Consider the following 14,187-nt stretch of genomic DNA (forward strand, 5'->3'; position numbering starts at 1 on the left):
GTCCGCCCCGCCGCCCCCGACCACACGCAGCCAGCGCAGCCAGCAGGAGAGCCGGTCATCCACTCCTGCTGTGGGTTCTCTGCTCGTACACCGGTGGAGAACCCTCAACGGGAGTGGACATCCGGCTGTTGTGATGCAAAGTGATGGCCACCTGCCGACTGCTGTGCGGCAATCGGCGGATCGGGCCGAGCCAAAAGCCACGACTCGGCGCGAGCCCGCACGGAGGGCAGGACGAGGGGGTCGCGGCTCACGTGCCACAGCAGCGAACCGTGCCCCATCCCATGCACGGCTCGGAATCGGAGTGGTCGGCACCCACACGTCGGACACAAGAGCCGGATATGTCCGGCAGGGCAGGAACTCCCGCGCGCGACGGGCCGGACGGCCCTGGTTCATGCCCCGCCGGTTTCCGACGATGGGTTAGAGAGCGGAATCCCCACGGCGGAAGGACGAGACCATGACCACGAGGATTACGAGCAGGCGCTGGCGCGTCGACGTCTTCGTCGATGAGCACGAAGACGACCGGACCACGCATGCCGAGGCCCGCCTGCACACCAATGACAAGACCCACCTGGTCGGCCGCGGCGTTGCGCACCGCAACCCGGACGACAGCGAGATCGCCGAGATCGGTGACGAGCTGGCGGTTGCGCGGGCGCTGTCGGATCTCGCGCACAGGCTGCTGCACGCCGCCGCATCCGACATTGAAGCGATCACCCACGATCGCGTCCGCCTGCACGGCTGAGCGCCCTACCCAGCTAAGGAATCAGTGGTCGCAGAACCCCTGGCGACGTGAGCTTCACGGTGCCGCCGGGGGAGACGTCGGCGGAGCAGTTGGCCGTCCTGGCAGCCAACGTCGATGTGCCACGATCGCGAGGCCGGGGACCATTGCGAACGCGAGTGCCACGACGAACTGCAGGAGTGTCAGCGGCTGGAGGCCGAGGAGGCTGCGCAGCGGCTCGACGAGAACCGGCAGAGTCTGCAGCGTCAGAGCGCCCGCCACCGCGCCGTCGAGGAAGCGAAGCCGATGGCCGCCAGGGGAGCGAGGTCGGCGGAGGGCGAGGGCGACGCCGAGTTGCGACAGGCCGAGGACCAGGTAGGTCATCGTCTGCCACGGCCCGCCGGCATGGCCGGCCCACACGGCGGCGGCGATCAGCGTGACGGCGCCGATCAGAGAGCCGGTCGCGGCGATTCGCTGCCACAGGCCCGCACCCAGAATCTGTTCCTGCGGTGAGCGCGGCGGGCGTTGCATCGCCTCCGGATCGGCGGGCTCCGCGCCGATGGCGACGCCGGGCAGCCCGTGCGTGAGCATGTTGATCCAGAGGATCTGGCCGGGAAGAAGCGGTACGGCGAAGCCGAGCAGCGGACCGATCAGCATCACCAGGATCTCGGCGAGGCCGCCGCTCAATGCGTACCGCAGGAACGTGCGGATGTTGGTGTAGATCCGCCGCCCTTCCTCGATCGCGGCCTCGACGGTGCCGAGATCGTCGTCGGTCAGGACGAGGTCGGCAGCCTGACGCGCGACCTCGGTTCCGCCACCGCCCATTGCGACGCCGATGTCTGCCCGGCGCAGCGCCGGGGCATCGTTCACACCGTCGCCGGTCATCGCGACGACGTGCCCGTGCTCCTGCCACGCGCCCACGATGTCGAGCTTCTGTTCGGGCCGGATGCGTGCGAACACCTGTCCGGTGGTCGGGTCGGTACCGCGGTCGATGTCCGCGCCGGTGATCACGTCGCCCGCGGGGAGGCCGATCCGTTCCGCGACGGCCTGCGCGGTGCCCGGGGCGTCGCCGGTGATCAGCAGGACGCCGACGCCGGCCCGGTCGAAGGACGCGACCACATCGGCGGCGTTGTGCCGTACGGGATCTGTGATCGCGACCAGACCGGCAACGTGCAGCTCGTTCTCGGTCCGGGGCGCGCCGGGCGCCAGGGCCTTGTCTGCGACCGCCAGGACGCGGAACCCGGCCGCCGACAGCTCTGCGGCTACCGCCTTGGCCTGCACGATGTCGCCGTACGGCGTGACCTCAGGGGTGAGCAGAACCTCTGGCGCGCCCTTGCCGATGACCAGGAGATCGTCGCGGCCCGGCTGCTCGTGGAATGTGGTCATCCGCTTGCGGGTGCTGTCGAAGGGCAGTTCGTACACCCGGGGACATGCGGTCCCGAGCTCGTCGGGATCTACGCCGCCGCGGTGGGCCAGAGCGAGCAGGGCAGCCTCGGTCGGGTCGCCGATCGGCCGCCAGACAGGGTCGTCTGCCGTGGGCGGGCGGAGGGCAGCATCGTTGCAGAGGGCAACGTCACGGAGCAGCCGCCGTACCGGTGCGGCGCCGGCGTCCGGCCCGAGTGTTCCGGCCGGGTCGTAGCCCGATCCGGCGGCGGCAGCCGTACCGCACTCGGTCCAGAGCCGCCCGGCCTGCATGATGCCCTCGGTGAGGGTGCCCGTCTTGTCGGTCGCGACGACGGTGACCGCGCCGAGGGTCTCGACCGCGGGAAGCTTGCGGACGACGGCCGCGCGTTGCGCCATCCGGCGCGCGCCGATTGCCAGCGCGAGTGTGACGACTGCGGGCAGTGATTCGGGTACGGCGGCCACGGTCAGACTGACCGCGGTGACAACCATGGACGGCAACGGCAGACCGCGGATCAGGCCGGCAACGGCCACGATCGCGGACAGCACGACGGCGGCGATGCTCAGGACCCGGCTGAGTGCGGCCAGCCGGCGCTGGAGCGGGGTGGCGCGAGGGCGCTGGTTCGACAGCAGGACGGCGATCTTGCCGAGTGCGCTTTGTGTTCCGGTCCGGGTGACGACACCCGCGCCGCGGCCGCGGGTCACCACGGTGCCGGCGTACAGCTCGTCAGCCGGTTCCTTCTCGACCGGGACGGCTTCGCCGGTGAGCGCGGACTCGTCGGCCTGCAGCCGGACCGCGTCGAAGAGCTGGAGGTCGGCCGGTACGACGTCGCCGGCCTGCAGCAGAACGACGTCGTCCGGGACCACGTCGCCCGCGGGAATGACAGTCGTGCGATCGCCGCGCCGTACCGTCGCGTGCGGCGCGGCCAGCCGGTTGAGCGCGGCCAGTGCGTGCTCGGCGCGGATCTCCTGCACGACGCCGACCGTCGTGTTGAGAACGACCACGACCAGGATCACCGTCAGGTCGGTCAGGTCGTGCAGACCGGTCGTCAGGACGGCGGCCGCTATCAGCAGCAGGATCATCGGGTCCCGCAGTTGCACGAGGACGCGTCGCCAGGGCGCCGGCGGTTTGGGGGCCGGAATCGTGTTCGGCCCGTGTTCGACGAGCGCGAGTGCCGCCTGCTGGGTGGACAGACCGCGCGGAGTCGTGACCTGGACTGTCATGGGTGGGGTGCGATGTCGTGTCCCGGGCCGCCACGGTCGAACAGGTCCAGGGCGAAGACCGTCATCAAGCAGAGGACGAAGGCGGCCAGCAGCAGCTCGCCGGCGGCTGTCTCCGACAGTGCGATCGCCAGGATGTACAACACGACCGCCAGCCCTACTGCTCCGCCCTCGACGCGTCCGAGCCGTGGTTGGCGTCCGCCACCGCGGATGATCGCGAACGCGAGGACGCCGAACAGCAGGCCGGTCGACGCCATCGCGCGGGAGTTGTCGATCAGCGGCATCCGGCCGTTCACGAGGTAGCCGACGTACGGAACCAGGACAGCGGCGACGAGCAGCATCGCCACGATGTCGCGGGCACGTAGCCTCATCGGGATCACCTCCGGCCGGACGACTTGGCTCGCGGGATCGAGACCAGGATCCAGACGACGGCGAACAGGATTACGAGGGTCATCCGGAGGCCCTCCGACCAGCCACTGGTCCAGACCGCGGTTGCCAGCACCCAGGGGAAGAACAGCAGCCAGGCAAGGATCTCGAGCAGAATCGGCAGGTCCCGGATCCACCCGGCGACGTCGTCGAGCCGGCCCGCATTGAGCAGGACGAAGAAGGTCACCCAGAGTCCGACCATCCAGACGAACCAACCTCCCGATGCCGCCGAGGCACGGCGAACCGGGGTGCTCTGCGTCGATGACTTGGACATGGTGTCTCCCTTCGGTGGACCGGCGGGGCGGCAGCGTGCCGGACGACGCCGTCCTCGGTTCGAGCATCCGCCAGGCACCCGGGGCGGCGCACGGGCCGTTGGCCCCGCTTCCGAGGGGTCGTTCAGCCGGTCTGGCGGCATGGACGGGACATCGGTTTGATGATTGCCTACTGCCTCGCCAAGAAGCTGCGTTCGGCCCGCAGGCTCAGATAGCACAGGCCGGCGACGGGGACCGGCGCCCAGAACTGGATCAGGCGCCAGGACAGCACCGCGAGCAGCGCGATCTGCCCCGGAACGCCGAACCCTGCCAGCGCCGAGATCGCGATGCCCTCGACCACCGCGATGCCGCCGGGGGTGAGCGGTACGACGGCCGCCAGGTTCGCGGCACAGTACGCGAGCAACACCGGTACCGGGCCGATCGGCGCGCCGTAGGCGGCCAGGAACATCCACAGGACGGCGGCGTCGAGAATCCAGTTGAGTGTTGCCCAGCTCAGGAACGCCCTGCGGACCTGACGATCGGCGAGAAGGTCGCGCAGGCGCTCGGCAACCGTTGCGATCCATGGCCGGACGCGGCGGGGGAGACGGCGGAGGCCGGCCCGGAGCAATCGTGCGGCATACCGTTCAAGGGCCGAACGTTCGCGGACCGCGAGGAAGCCACAGGCTATGGCCAGCAGGCCGATCAGGAGAATCGCCAGGTACGCCGGGGTCGCCTCTCGCAGGAAGAGGGCGGCGATGGAGCTCAGCCAGGCAATGAGCACAAGTGCGAGCGGGGAGCCGATGGCTTCGGCCGTGATCGTCGCAGTGACGTCCGTCGGCTGTATTCCGCCTGATGTGAGCAGCCGGAAGCGGAGAGCGGTTGCCGTCGCTGCGCCACCGGGTACGACATGGCTCACGCCGTACCCGGTCAGATCGGAGCGGAGGATCCACGAGAACCGGACCTTGCTCGCGCCGACCAGTACGCGGCTGAACAGCGAATAGCTGACCAGGCTCGCCGCTTCGAGCAGCAAAGCGGCGATCACCCAGAGCGGGTTGAGTCCGGTGAGGCGATCCAGGGACTCGCGGGCCAGGGCGAGCTTCGGGAGTACGACGTACTCGATGAGCGCGATGAGGACCAGCAACGACACGACAGACCAGGCCCGGCGGTACCAGACTGGTCGGGTCGTGTCGTGCACCGGCCGTACCCTCCGCATCGGTTGTGCTCCCTCCGAAGCCCCAGCCTGCCCGGACCGATCGGCGCTCGGGCAGGGCCGAAGGTCCGGGGAGCACAGTGCGGACGGCCCTGCTGTACGGCGGTGTGGCGCGCTGAGGTTGATGTGAAGGACCACAAGGCCTGAAGGGACACGATGATGAAACGGTTGGTGATCCTGGGTGCCGGCACTGCCGGGACGACGGTGGCCAACAAGCTGCGTCGCCGGCTGCCGCTCGACGAGTGGCGGATCACGGTGGTCGACCGGGACGGCGATCATCTGTACCAGCCCGGCTTGCTGTTCGTACCGTTCGGCGGCGACGAGAGGCATCTGCTCCAGCCGCGCCGGAAGGTGCTGCGGAACGGGATCCTGTTGTTGCGTGGCGAGATCGCCAAGGTCGATCCGGAAGCCAAGGACGTCCGGTTCGCGGACGGTCAGGTGCTGCGCTACGACTACCTGGTGATTGCCACGGGCACCAGTTCGAGGCCGGACCAGACGCCGGGGATGCTCGGTCCGGAGTGGCACCGCAGCATTCATGACTTCTACACCTACGACGGTGCCTTCGCACTGCGTGAGGCCCTTCAGGGGTTCACCGGTGGCCGGCTCGTCGTTCATGTCGTCGACCAGCCGATCAAGTGCCCGGTTGCCCCGCTGGAGTTCACGTTCCTCGCGGAGGCGTTCTTCCGGAGACTGGGCATGCGGGATCAGGTCGAGCTCGTCTACGTCACGCCCCTGGACGGTGCGTTCACGAAGCCGATCGCCTCCCGGTACCTCGGCCGGCTGCTCGACGAGCGCAAGATCGCGGTCGAGACCGACTTCCTGGTCGAGCGTGTCGACGCCGAGCGCAAGACTCTGGTCAGCTACGACGAGCGGGAGATCGGGTACGACCTGCTGGTCACTGTGCCGTTGAACATGGGCGCGGACTTCGTCGCGGCGTCCGGTCTCGGCGACGAGCTCAACTACGTGCCGGTCGACAAGCACACTCTGCAGTCGACGGCGTACCCGGACGTGTTTGCGGTTGGCGACGCCAACAACCTGCCGACCTCGAAGGCCGGCTCGGTGGCGCACTTCTCGAGCGAGGTCTTCGTCGAGAACTTCCTGCAGTACGTCGAGGGTGCAGCGATGACCCATCGTTTCGACGGCCACGCGAACTGCTTCGTCGAGACCGGTGACGGCAAGGCGTTGCTGATCGACTTCAACTACGACACAGAGCCGCTGCCGGGACGCTTCCCGCTGGCTGGGCTCGGTCCGTTGTCACTGCTGCGGGAGACGAGGCTGAACCACTGGGGCAAGGTCGGCTTCCGGTGGATCTACTGGCACCTGCTGGTCAAGGGCCGCCCGCTGCCGGTTCCGGCGCGGATGTCGATGAGTGGCAAACACCGACCGGACGAGGAGGTACGACCATGAGCACTGTGCACGTCGACGCGGAGGGTTTCCTGACGCAGTACGACGAGTGGAGCGAGGAACTCGCCGGCGAGCTGGCCTCCCGGATCGGGATCAAACTCACCGACGAGCACTGGAAGGCGATCCGGTTCCTGCGCCAGGACTACCTGACGCAGGGCGAGACCGCCACGCTGCGCCGGGTGTCGACGCTGGCCGGCATCCCGATCAAGCAGCTGTTCGTCCTGTTCCCGGGCAAGCCGGCCAAGAAGATGGCGTACGTCGCCGGCCTGCCGAAACCCCGTGGTTGCGTGTAGGAGAGAAGGCACTGACATGACCGCGATGCCGCTGACCGTCCCGAACTTCGGCGACGAGGCAACCCAGGGCCGCAAACTGGCCATCATCTGTTCCAAGGGCAATCTGGACATGGCCTATCCGGCCCTGATCCTGGCGAACGCCGCGCTCGGCGAGGGGGTCGAGACGCACCTGTTCTTCACCTTCTGGGGCTTCGACATGATCACCAGGTCGCGGATGCACGACCTGAAGTTCACCATGCTCGGCAACACCGCCACCCATCTGCCGCAGGGCCTCGGCGGGCTGCCCGGCATGACCGCGATGGCCACCCATCAGATGAAGAAGCAGATCGAGGAAATCGGCGTCCCCGACGTACCGGAGTTCCTCGAGCAGATCGTCGCCTCCGGCGGCCACCTGTGGGCGTGCCGGCTGTCGGCCGACATGATGCACCTGGACGAGTCCGACCTCTACGAGGACGTCGAAGGCATCATCAGCGCCGCCGACTTCATCGAAAAGACCAACGGCGCCCAGATCATCTTCATCTGACCGGGGCACTAGCAGGGTTCGATGCGAAGCGTGGTGGCTCTGGCTGCGGCGTTGGTGATTGCACGGGTGGATGAGCCGTTGCCGTACTTGCCGAGGTAGGCCGTGTCGATCTGTGCCGCGCACCGACCGTATGTACAGGCTGTCGTTGACGACCACGTGCCATACGATGGTGAGCGTGCGCACCGTGTGATCCGCGCGGCGGCCGGCGACGCGAATCTCAGTGAGCTGATCGAGGCGGCGCAGTTCGTCGGTGGTCCAGGTACTCATGTGTTCGTGTCCTCCGGTCTGCAGGCGTGCGGCGGAGTTGGTCAGCGGCGGCGTTGGTCGGGGCGGAGTTCGTGGTCGCCGTAGCTGTTGTCCGCGGGGTTGACGGTCACGCCGGGCGCGACGATTTCGTCGATGCGGTCGAGTACGTCGGGTGCGAGCGTGATGTCGGCGGCGGGGAGGAAGGCTGCGAGCTGTTCGATGGTTCTGGGACCGATGATGGCTGCGGTCACGCCGGGATGGTTGATGACGAAGGCGACCGCGAGTTCGATGAGCGTCAGCCCGGCCTGCTCGGCGAGCAGAGCGAGCTCCTCGACCACCTCGAGTTTGCGCTGGTTGGCCGGTGTGGACATGTCGAAGCGTGCCGGTGGGCGGGCTGTCGAGGTTGGCGCGGCGGCGGAGTTCTTGCGCCAGCGTCCGGAGAGCCAGCCGCCGGCGAGTGGGCTGTAGGTGAGCGCGCCCATGCTGTGGCGGAGCAGGGTGGGGAGGACGTCTTCCTCGATGCCGCGGACGAGCAGGGAGTACGGCGGTTGTTCGGTGACGAATCGTTGCAGGTTCCGCTCGCGCGCGGCCCATTGCGCCTCCACGATCTGGGAGCCGGAGTACGACGACGAGCCGATGTAGCGGACCTTGCCTTGGTGGACCAGGTCCGACAGGGCTCCGAGTGTCTCCTCGACGTCGGTGTCAGGGCTCGGCCGGTGGACTTGGTACAGGTCGATGTGGTCGGTGCCGAGCCGCCGCAGTGAGTCCTCGATGGCGCGGACGATCCAGCGTCGCGACCCGCCGCGCAGATTCGGATCGTCGGCACTCATCGGCATGAAGAACTTGGTGGCGAGGAAGATGTCGTCTCGCCGTGCCTTCAGCGCTTCTCCGACAATCTCCTCGGAGGCGCCGGCTGAGTAGACGTCGGCGGTGTCAACGAAGTTGATGCCCGCGTCGAGCGCGCGGTGAATGATGCCGATCGCGTCGGCGCGATCATTGTTGCCCCACGGACCGAACATCATCGCGCCGAGGCAGAGGGGGCTCACCTGGACGCCGGTACGGCCGAGTACTCGGAACTCCATGTCAGTCCTTCGTGTCGTGGTGAATAGCGGACGTGTCTGGCGCGGTCCAGCTGGCCAGGAGGTTCAGCGCTTCCTCGGCGGGTGAGTCCGGTGGTGCGGTGTAGACGTTGATGCGCTGGCCGGGGTCCCCGGCGAGTTCGAAGGCTTCTGCCGGCGGCGGCACGCAGGAACGCGACGCAGTCGTTGGCGGCCTTGTCGTAGTCGAGAAGAACTCGGTCGCTCGCGGGTCGAGGTAACAGAAGCGTGCGCTGTTGGGCGGCTGACCGGGTGTGTGGACGGCGGCCTGTTCGTAGAGCGGGCTGTAGAGGGCGCGGCCGAGGTCGTTCGCGGCCAGTACGTCGAACCGGTTGTTGCGCAGGTAGGCCGGCAGCGGCATCTGGTCGAGGATGCGCTGCACGACCGGGCGCCCGCTTCTTCGCCGGCATACGACGCGGTGCCCTGCTGGTCGGTGTACTCGCGGTCCGGGCAAGGCGGTACAGGTGGTCGCGCTCGGCCTCGTCGAGCTGAAGGGCGTGGACGATACCGTCGAGCACGCTGTCCGAGACGCCGCCGGGACTGCCCCGCTCGAGGCGGGTGTAGTACTCGACGCTGATACCCGCCAGGAGCGCGACCTCCTCACGGCGAAGACCGGTCACGCGACGGTTGGCGCCCCCGTAGACTGGCAGGCCGGCCTGCTCGGGGGTGATCTTGGCCCGGCGGGTGGTCAGGAACTCCCGGAGGTCGTTGCTGCTGGCGACGTCTGGCTCGACCCGATCGCGTCTCCCCGCGACGCAGGGCAGCGGATGACGGTCGCGAAGGTCCGGTTCGCGCCGGGAGCCCGAACCGCCTGGCACTCCCACGCCCTCGGGCAGACGCTACACATCACGCAAGGAGTGGCCTGGGTCCAGTCGCGTGGCAGCGAGAAGGTCACGGCCTATCCGGGACAGACGATCTACTGCCCGCCCGGCGAGGAACACTGGCACGGCGCCGCACCCGACGCCTTCATGGAACACCTCGCGATGCTCGACAACGCCGACGACCCGGCCACCACGACAACCTGGCTCGAACACGTTGGCGACGACGAATACAACGCCGCCCAGTGATGGTGGAGGACGGCAATTCGTGATTCAGGTTTGGGTACGGAAGCTGTGGCGGGCGGCCGGTACGGCGAATGCCAGGGCTGGGATACACCAGAGCCAGAAGCCCCAGCCGAAGAGCATCAGGGCCAGATGGAAGGCGATGACGGTGACGTAGCCGAGGCGGCGGGCCCTGATGAGCAGGATCGCTATGGTGACTTCGGTGGCGGCGAGGAAGAGGGCCCAGACCGTCGGGTGGGACATGAAGATGTTCTGCCAGGCGTCATGGATCCAGGCGAAGAACGCTGCGTCGGCGAAGCCGTCGTACGAGTGTGGTGTGGTCAGGGCGAGGAGTACATGCACGCCCGCGCCGGCGGCGAACAGGGTGGTGAAGCCCCAGTGGATCGCGCGCCAGAGGGTTGCCGATGGCATCTGAGTGGCTGGGGTGGTCATGTCAGCCTCCGGTGGCGGCGGCGGGGATGATGGCGACCGGGCAGTCGGCGTGATGGAGCACCGTCTGGCTGACGGAGCCGATCAGCATGCCGGCGAAGCCGTCGCGGCCGCGCGCGCCGAGGACGATGAGGGCAGCGTCGGACGACAGGCGCAGGAGGTGTTCGGCGGGATGGCCGCTGATCTGGATCAGCTCCGCGTCGTGGCCGCCGCGGACGTGGACGGCCTCGCGGAGTTCGTCTTCGGTGATGCGGTGGAGGTCGGTGCCGGTGGGCTGGGCCGCGACGACGCGGACGGCGAGGTCGTGGCGGCGGGCGTGGTCGAGGCCGAAGTCCAGGGCTGCGTCGCTCGCCGGTGAACCGTCGTACCCGATGACGACGCGGATGCCGGCCAGCATGCCGAGATCGGGACGTACGACAATCACCGGACAGTGGGCGTTCGCGGCCAGGTCGAGCCCTGTGGATCCGACCAGAGCGCCGACCATGACGCCCAGGCCGCGGCTGCCGATCACCACCATGGCGGCGCCGGCGGAGGCCTTCCCGAGCGCTGCCGCCGGCGAGCCGTTCGCGATCTGCGTGTCGATGACGATCCCGGGCTGCGATCCACGGGCCTGGGCGACCGCCTTGTAGACGACTTCGCCGGCGTGCGACGGCGAGCCGCCCGGTGTGACGACGTACAGCAGATGCAGCGGGCTGCGTAGCGTGGCGGCCTCGATGGCGCCCCACTTGATCGCAACGTCCGCGGCGGGGGAACCGTCGATTCCGACAACGACAGGCTGGTGCTTCATACCGGCTCCTTCGCGGTACTGGAGATGTGGAGGCCGCTCCCGGTGTGCAGGAGCTCCCGGAGGCGACGAACGAAGCGGACGGCCGGAGCGCCGTCGACGACGTCGTGGTCGACGCTGACGGTCAACTGCAGGAACTCGCGCTCGACCAGTACGCCCTGGAAGAGCATCGGACGCCGGGCGATGCCGCCGACAACCACGCTCAGAGTGTGCAACTGGAAGCCGATGCCCCAGCCCGCGCCGGCGCCGAACATGCCGACCGCAGTAACGCCGACGGTCCGGCGGCCAGCGTCGCGGAGCACGTCGACCTCGAACAGCCCGTGAATGGCATGTCGGCGGCGGGCGGCCCGGCCGGTGTCGATCACCAGTTGGCGGACCCAAGGCACCGCTCTGATCTGTGCGCCCACGGTCCACCTCCAGAGCCGATGTCAGTTGATCATCGACCGCCGGGTGTGCCGTCCGCATCGGTCGATCGGTCCCTCGGGCCCGGGACCTTGGACCCGTTCAGCCGCGGAGCCGGGCGGCGTGGTCCGGGACCTGGGTCTGCATTTCGCGCGGTGGCCGTTCGTAGCCCTTGGACGGTGGGCGCGGCGGCAGGTCGAGCGGCAGGCGTTGGACCTCGTGGTACGGGATGGTCGAGAGCAGATGCGCGATCATGTTGATCCGGGCGGAGCGCTTGTCCTCGCTCTCCACGACGTACCAGGGCGCCTCGGGGATGTCGGTGTGCACGAACATCTCGTCCTTGGCGCGGGAGTAGTCCTCCCAGCGGGTGATCGACTCCAGGTCCATCGGGGACAGCTTCCACCGTCGCATCGGGTCCTCGAGCCGGCTGCGGAAGCGGTTCTCCTGCTCGCCGTCGCTGACCGAGAACCAGTACTTGCGCAGCAGCACACCGTCCTCCACCAGCAGCCGCTCGAAGATCGGGCTCTGGTGCAGGAACCGGGCGTACTCCTGGTTGCTGCAGAAGCCCATCACCCGCTCGACGCCGGCCCGGTTGTACCAGCTGCGGTCGAACAGTGCGATCTCACCGGCCGCCGGCAGGTGCTCGACGTACCGCTGGAAGTACCATTCGGTGCGCTCCCGCTCAGTGGGCGCGGGCAGCGCGACGATCCGGGCGACGCGGGGGTTGAGGAACTCGGTGACCCGCTTGATCGTGCTGCCCTTCCCGGCCGCGTCACGACCCTCGAAGATCACCACGACCCGGGCGCCCTCCACCCGCACCCACTCCTGCAGCTTCACCAGCTCGGCCTGCAGCCGGACGAGCTCCGCCGCGTACACCTTCTTCGGCAATCTCTTCATCCTCGAACGATCCCGCATCCGCATCCCAGATCACAGCGGCCACCGAGATGCACGTCCGGTGGTCCGTACGGGACGGGACCTTGGGCCCTGACCGGACGAACGCGAGTGCGCGAATCTGGAGTTGCAGGGGAAAGGACCGGCTCGCCGGAAGCGGACTCGGCAGAGGTGGCCGGCGGCCACAAGACCCATCGTCGTCAAGACGGAACCGCTCCGGGGAGCCGGTCCCCTGCACCCAGCGAGAGATTTCCAGGGGAGGTCGTCATGGGCGCCGAGAAGCAACGGACTGGGGAGTTGTGGGTGCTCATGCAGGCACGCAGGCTGGGGATCGGGCGGAAGAACCCGTTGCGGCGCTGGTCGGACCGCGCCGAGACCGCGCTGCTGTGGTGCACGCTGGTTGTGGCACTGGTGATGGTTCCGGTGTCTGCGGCTGTCGGGACCCACATCTCCAGGTCCCTCGAAGCGTCGGCGGCACAGCAACGTGCGGTTCTGCACAAGGTACGAGCGCGCACCTTGGAGAGTACGGAGCGCATGGTCCCCAGTGCGCCCGGCGACTCGCTGTCGCGGGTGCAGGTCTCGTACGTCGACGCGCAAGGCGTTCCCCGCGAGGGAACAACCAGCGTCGTGATCGGGACCAAGGCCGACACCGATGTGCCGGTCTGGCTGGACCACTCCGGCACCATCGTGCCGGCACCGAGATCGCCGGGCGACAGTCAGGCCTTCGGCGGCACCGCCGGCTTCTTCATGGTGCTCGGCTCGTGGCTCCTGTTGTGGGGCCTGTTCCGCCTCGCTCGGCTCCCGTTGGACCGGCGCCGGCTCCGGACCTGGGACGCCGAATGGCAGGAGATCGCCCCTCGCTGGCTCCGCGGACAGAGGTGACAGGAGACCGAGATGAGTACGACAACGTATCCGGTGCGGGTCGACGCGACCCTCGACGAGCCGGTGAACCGCTGGTTGTGGCTGGTGAAGTGGGTGCTGGTGATCCCACACGTGTTCGTGCTGGCGGTGTTGTGGATCGCGTTCGCGCTGCTGAGCTTCGTAGCGTTCTTCGCGATCCTGTTCACCGGCCGTTACCCGCGCGGGATCTTCGACTTCAACGTTGGGGTACTGCGCTGGACGTGGCGGGTCCAGTTCTACGCGTACGGGGCGCTCGGGACGGACAAGTACCCGCCGTTCAGCCTGCACGACGTACCGACCTACCCGGCACACCTCGAGGTGAGGTACCCGGAGCACCTGTCCCGCGGACTGGTGCTGGTCAAGTGGTGGTTGCTGGCGATCCCGCACTACATCGTAGTCGGGTTCTTCGTGGGCACCGGGACCTGGTTCGCGTCGCAGGCCGACGACCGCGCGTGGGGCTGGAGCGGCGGGCTCGTCGGCCTGCTCGTCCTGATCGCGGCTGTCGTCCTGCTCTTCACCGGGCGCTACCCGCGATCGGTCTTCGACCTCGTGCTCGGGATGAACCGCTGGGCGCTGCGGGTCGCGGCCTACGCCGGGTTGATGGTCGACCAGTACCCGCCGTTCCGGCTGGACCTGGGCGGTGACGATCCCGGTACGACAAACCTCCACGAGCCGCCGCCGCGCGACCCCGAGTTCCGGATGTAGGCGGGACGAACCTGTCGTACTGGCGGTCGTCCGGCAGCGTAAGCCGGGACCTTCGGCCCTGCAGGCGCCCCCGGTGCCGCCGCTGGAATGAGAGCAACGGAATCAACTGACGGAGAGGTCGATCATGACTGTGCGGGTGGGGATCAACGGGTTCGGGCGGATCGGGCGGGACTACCTGCGCTGTGTGCTCGAGCAGCGGTCCGGCGACATCGAGGTGGTCGCGATCAA

Annotated in this window: 18 protein-coding genes and 2 pseudogenes; 8 read left to right on the forward strand and 12 right to left on the reverse strand. The window is 68.3% G+C overall.

The annotated features are described in order from the left end of the window. The first annotated feature begins 454 nt into the window (after positions 1-454). Positions 455-739, forward strand: coding sequence for a DUF1876 domain-containing protein (locus tag ACGFI6_RS38190; RefSeq protein WP_393127531.1), 285 nt, complete (start codon positions 455-457; stop codon positions 737-739). Between the two features lie 54 nt (positions 740-793). On the opposite strand, the gene ACGFI6_RS38195 is transcribed toward ACGFI6_RS38190, so the two are convergent. The 4 genes from ACGFI6_RS38195 to ACGFI6_RS38210 all read right to left on the reverse strand — a co-directional run bounded on the left by ACGFI6_RS38195 (position 794) and on the right by ACGFI6_RS38210 (position 5,227). Then, the gene (locus ACGFI6_RS38195; protein ID WP_393127532.1) at positions 794-3,340 is read right to left on the reverse strand and encodes a cation-translocating P-type ATPase; all 2,547 of its coding nucleotides are present in this window, start codon (positions 3,338-3,340) and stop codon (positions 794-796) included. Continuing rightward, positions 3,337-3,708: a hypothetical protein gene (locus ACGFI6_RS38200; protein ID WP_393127533.1), complete on the reverse strand. Its 372-nt coding sequence runs from the start codon at positions 3,706-3,708 to the stop codon at positions 3,337-3,339. The genes ACGFI6_RS38195 and ACGFI6_RS38200 overlap by 4 nt, the downstream gene beginning before the upstream one ends. Before the next feature lie 5 nt (positions 3,709-3,713). After that, positions 3,714-4,037, reverse strand: a complete 324-nt coding sequence (locus ACGFI6_RS38205; RefSeq protein WP_393127534.1) for a hypothetical protein — start codon at positions 4,035-4,037, stop codon at positions 3,714-3,716. A gap of 167 nt (positions 4,038-4,204) precedes the next feature. Further along, positions 4,205-5,227, reverse strand: coding sequence for a YbhN family protein (locus ACGFI6_RS38210; protein ID WP_393127535.1), 1,023 nt, complete (start codon positions 5,225-5,227; stop codon positions 4,205-4,207). A 156-nt stretch (positions 5,228-5,383) separates the two neighbouring features. On the opposite strand from ACGFI6_RS38210, the gene ACGFI6_RS38215 reads away from it, so the two are divergent. Genes ACGFI6_RS38215 through ACGFI6_RS38225 form a run of 3 tightly spaced genes read left to right on the forward strand, consistent with a single transcriptional unit; the run spans position 5,384 to position 7,444 of the window. Next, positions 5,384-6,631 carry an NAD(P)/FAD-dependent oxidoreductase gene (locus tag ACGFI6_RS38215; RefSeq protein WP_393127536.1) on the forward strand — a complete coding sequence of 416 codons (1,248 nt, stop codon included), beginning with the start codon at positions 5,384-5,386 and terminating at the stop codon, positions 6,629-6,631. Then, entirely contained in the window at positions 6,628-6,921 is a 294-nt protein-coding gene (locus tag ACGFI6_RS38220) for a TusE/DsrC/DsvC family sulfur relay protein (protein WP_393127537.1), read from the forward strand. The genes ACGFI6_RS38215 and ACGFI6_RS38220 overlap by 4 nt, the downstream gene beginning before the upstream one ends. 16 nt (positions 6,922-6,937) lie before the next feature. Next, positions 6,938-7,444, forward strand: coding sequence for a DsrE/DsrF/DrsH-like family protein (locus ACGFI6_RS38225; RefSeq protein WP_393127538.1), 507 nt, complete (start codon positions 6,938-6,940; stop codon positions 7,442-7,444). 120 nt (positions 7,445-7,564) lie between these two features. On the opposite strand, the pseudogene ACGFI6_RS38230 reads toward ACGFI6_RS38225, so the two are convergent. The 4 genes and pseudogenes from ACGFI6_RS38230 to ACGFI6_RS38245 form a co-directional block, all read right to left on the reverse strand. Beyond that, positions 7,565-7,711, reverse strand: a pseudogene (locus ACGFI6_RS38230) (DUF2255 family protein); the annotation flags it as partial. Between the two features lie 41 nt (positions 7,712-7,752). Next, positions 7,753-8,772, reverse strand: coding sequence for an aldo/keto reductase (locus ACGFI6_RS38235; RefSeq protein ID WP_393127539.1), 1,020 nt, complete (start codon positions 8,770-8,772; stop codon positions 7,753-7,755). A 1-nt stretch (position 8,773) separates the two neighbouring features. Further along, positions 8,774-9,169 (reverse strand): hypothetical protein, encoded by a 396-nt coding sequence (locus ACGFI6_RS38240; RefSeq protein WP_393127540.1) that lies wholly within the window; start codon positions 9,167-9,169, stop codon positions 8,774-8,776. Between the two features lie 139 nt (positions 9,170-9,308). Next, positions 9,309-9,611 (reverse strand): annotated as a pseudogene (locus tag ACGFI6_RS38245) (hypothetical protein); the annotation flags it as partial. Between ACGFI6_RS38245 and ACGFI6_RS38250 the strand changes: the two are divergent. Then, positions 9,555-9,854: a cupin domain-containing protein gene (locus ACGFI6_RS38250; protein WP_393127555.1), complete on the forward strand. Its 300-nt coding sequence runs from the start codon at positions 9,555-9,557 to the stop codon at positions 9,852-9,854. The pseudogene ACGFI6_RS38245 and the gene ACGFI6_RS38250 sit on opposite strands and share 57 nt — an antisense overlap. A 24-nt stretch (positions 9,855-9,878) precedes the next feature. Here the strand turns inward: ACGFI6_RS38250 and ACGFI6_RS38255 are convergent, their stop codons facing one another. The 4 genes from ACGFI6_RS38255 to ppk2 form a co-directional block, all read right to left on the reverse strand. Beyond that, the gene (locus ACGFI6_RS38255; RefSeq protein WP_393127541.1) at positions 9,879-10,280 is read right to left on the reverse strand and encodes a hypothetical protein; all 402 of its coding nucleotides are present in this window, start codon (positions 10,278-10,280) and stop codon (positions 9,879-9,881) included. Position 10,281: 1 nt separating this feature from the next. Further along, entirely contained in the window at positions 10,282-11,064 is a 783-nt protein-coding gene (locus tag ACGFI6_RS38260) for a universal stress protein (protein WP_393127542.1), read from the reverse strand. After that, positions 11,061-11,468 carry a 2-oxo acid dehydrogenase subunit E2 gene (locus ACGFI6_RS38265; RefSeq protein ID WP_393127543.1) on the reverse strand — a complete coding sequence of 136 codons (408 nt, stop codon included), beginning with the start codon at positions 11,466-11,468 and terminating at the stop codon, positions 11,061-11,063. The genes ACGFI6_RS38260 and ACGFI6_RS38265 overlap by 4 nt, the downstream gene beginning before the upstream one ends. 97 nt (positions 11,469-11,565) lie before the next feature. After that, complete coding sequence (gene ppk2, locus ACGFI6_RS38270) at positions 11,566-12,360, reverse strand: polyphosphate kinase 2 (RefSeq protein ID WP_393127544.1); 795 nt, start codon at positions 12,358-12,360, stop codon at positions 11,566-11,568. Positions 12,361-12,621: 261 nt separating this feature from the next. Between ppk2 and ACGFI6_RS38275 the strand changes: the two genes are divergently transcribed. The 3 genes from ACGFI6_RS38275 to ACGFI6_RS38285 all read left to right on the forward strand — a co-directional run. After that, the gene (locus ACGFI6_RS38275; RefSeq protein ID WP_393127545.1) at positions 12,622-13,236 is read left to right on the forward strand and encodes a hypothetical protein; all 615 of its coding nucleotides are present in this window, start codon (positions 12,622-12,624) and stop codon (positions 13,234-13,236) included. A 12-nt stretch (positions 13,237-13,248) separates the two neighbouring features. Then, complete coding sequence (locus tag ACGFI6_RS38280) at positions 13,249-13,959, forward strand: DUF4389 domain-containing protein (RefSeq protein ID WP_393127546.1); 711 nt, start codon at positions 13,249-13,251, stop codon at positions 13,957-13,959. A gap of 124 nt (positions 13,960-14,083) precedes the next feature. Further along, positions 14,084-14,187, forward strand: a 104-nt coding sequence (locus ACGFI6_RS38285) for a glyceraldehyde 3-phosphate dehydrogenase NAD-binding domain-containing protein (protein ID WP_393127556.1), incomplete at its 3' end; no start/stop codon positions are given.

Source organism: Kribbella sp. NPDC048928 (genome assembly GCF_043197975.1).
Classification (GTDB): Bacteria; Actinomycetota; Actinomycetes; order Propionibacteriales; family Kribbellaceae; genus Kribbella.

Coding starts and splice junctions, on each gene's coding strand:
- ACGFI6_RS38190 (WP_393127531.1), top strand. CDS start 455: ATGACCACGAGGATTACGAGCAGGCGCTGGCGCGTCGACGTCTTCGTC.
- ACGFI6_RS38195 (WP_393127532.1), bottom strand. CDS start 3,340: ATGACAGTCCAGGTCACGACTCCGCGCGGTCTGTCCACCCAGCAGGCG.
- ACGFI6_RS38200 (WP_393127533.1), bottom strand. CDS start 3,708: ATGAGGCTACGTGCCCGCGACATCGTGGCGATGCTGCTCGTCGCCGCT.
- ACGFI6_RS38205 (WP_393127534.1), bottom strand. CDS start 4,037: ATGTCCAAGTCATCGACGCAGAGCACCCCGGTTCGCCGTGCCTCGGCG.
- ACGFI6_RS38210 (WP_393127535.1), bottom strand. CDS start 5,227: ATGCGGAGGGTACGGCCGGTGCACGACACGACCCGACCAGTCTGGTAC.
- ACGFI6_RS38215 (WP_393127536.1), top strand. CDS start 5,384: ATGAAACGGTTGGTGATCCTGGGTGCCGGCACTGCCGGGACGACGGTG.
- ACGFI6_RS38220 (WP_393127537.1), top strand. CDS start 6,628: ATGAGCACTGTGCACGTCGACGCGGAGGGTTTCCTGACGCAGTACGAC.
- ACGFI6_RS38225 (WP_393127538.1), top strand. CDS start 6,938: ATGACCGCGATGCCGCTGACCGTCCCGAACTTCGGCGACGAGGCAACC.
- ACGFI6_RS38235 (WP_393127539.1), bottom strand. CDS start 8,772: ATGGAGTTCCGAGTACTCGGCCGTACCGGCGTCCAGGTGAGCCCCCTC.
- ACGFI6_RS38250 (WP_393127555.1), top strand. CDS start 9,555: ATGACGGTCGCGAAGGTCCGGTTCGCGCCGGGAGCCCGAACCGCCTGG.
- ACGFI6_RS38255 (WP_393127541.1), bottom strand. CDS start 10,280: ATGACCACCCCAGCCACTCAGATGCCATCGGCAACCCTCTGGCGCGCG.
- ACGFI6_RS38260 (WP_393127542.1), bottom strand. CDS start 11,064: ATGAAGCACCAGCCTGTCGTTGTCGGAATCGACGGTTCCCCCGCCGCG.
- ppk2 (WP_393127544.1), bottom strand. CDS start 12,360: ATGAAGAGATTGCCGAAGAAGGTGTACGCGGCGGAGCTCGTCCGGCTG.
- ACGFI6_RS38275 (WP_393127545.1), top strand. CDS start 12,622: ATGGGCGCCGAGAAGCAACGGACTGGGGAGTTGTGGGTGCTCATGCAG.
- ACGFI6_RS38280 (WP_393127546.1), top strand. CDS start 13,249: ATGAGTACGACAACGTATCCGGTGCGGGTCGACGCGACCCTCGACGAG.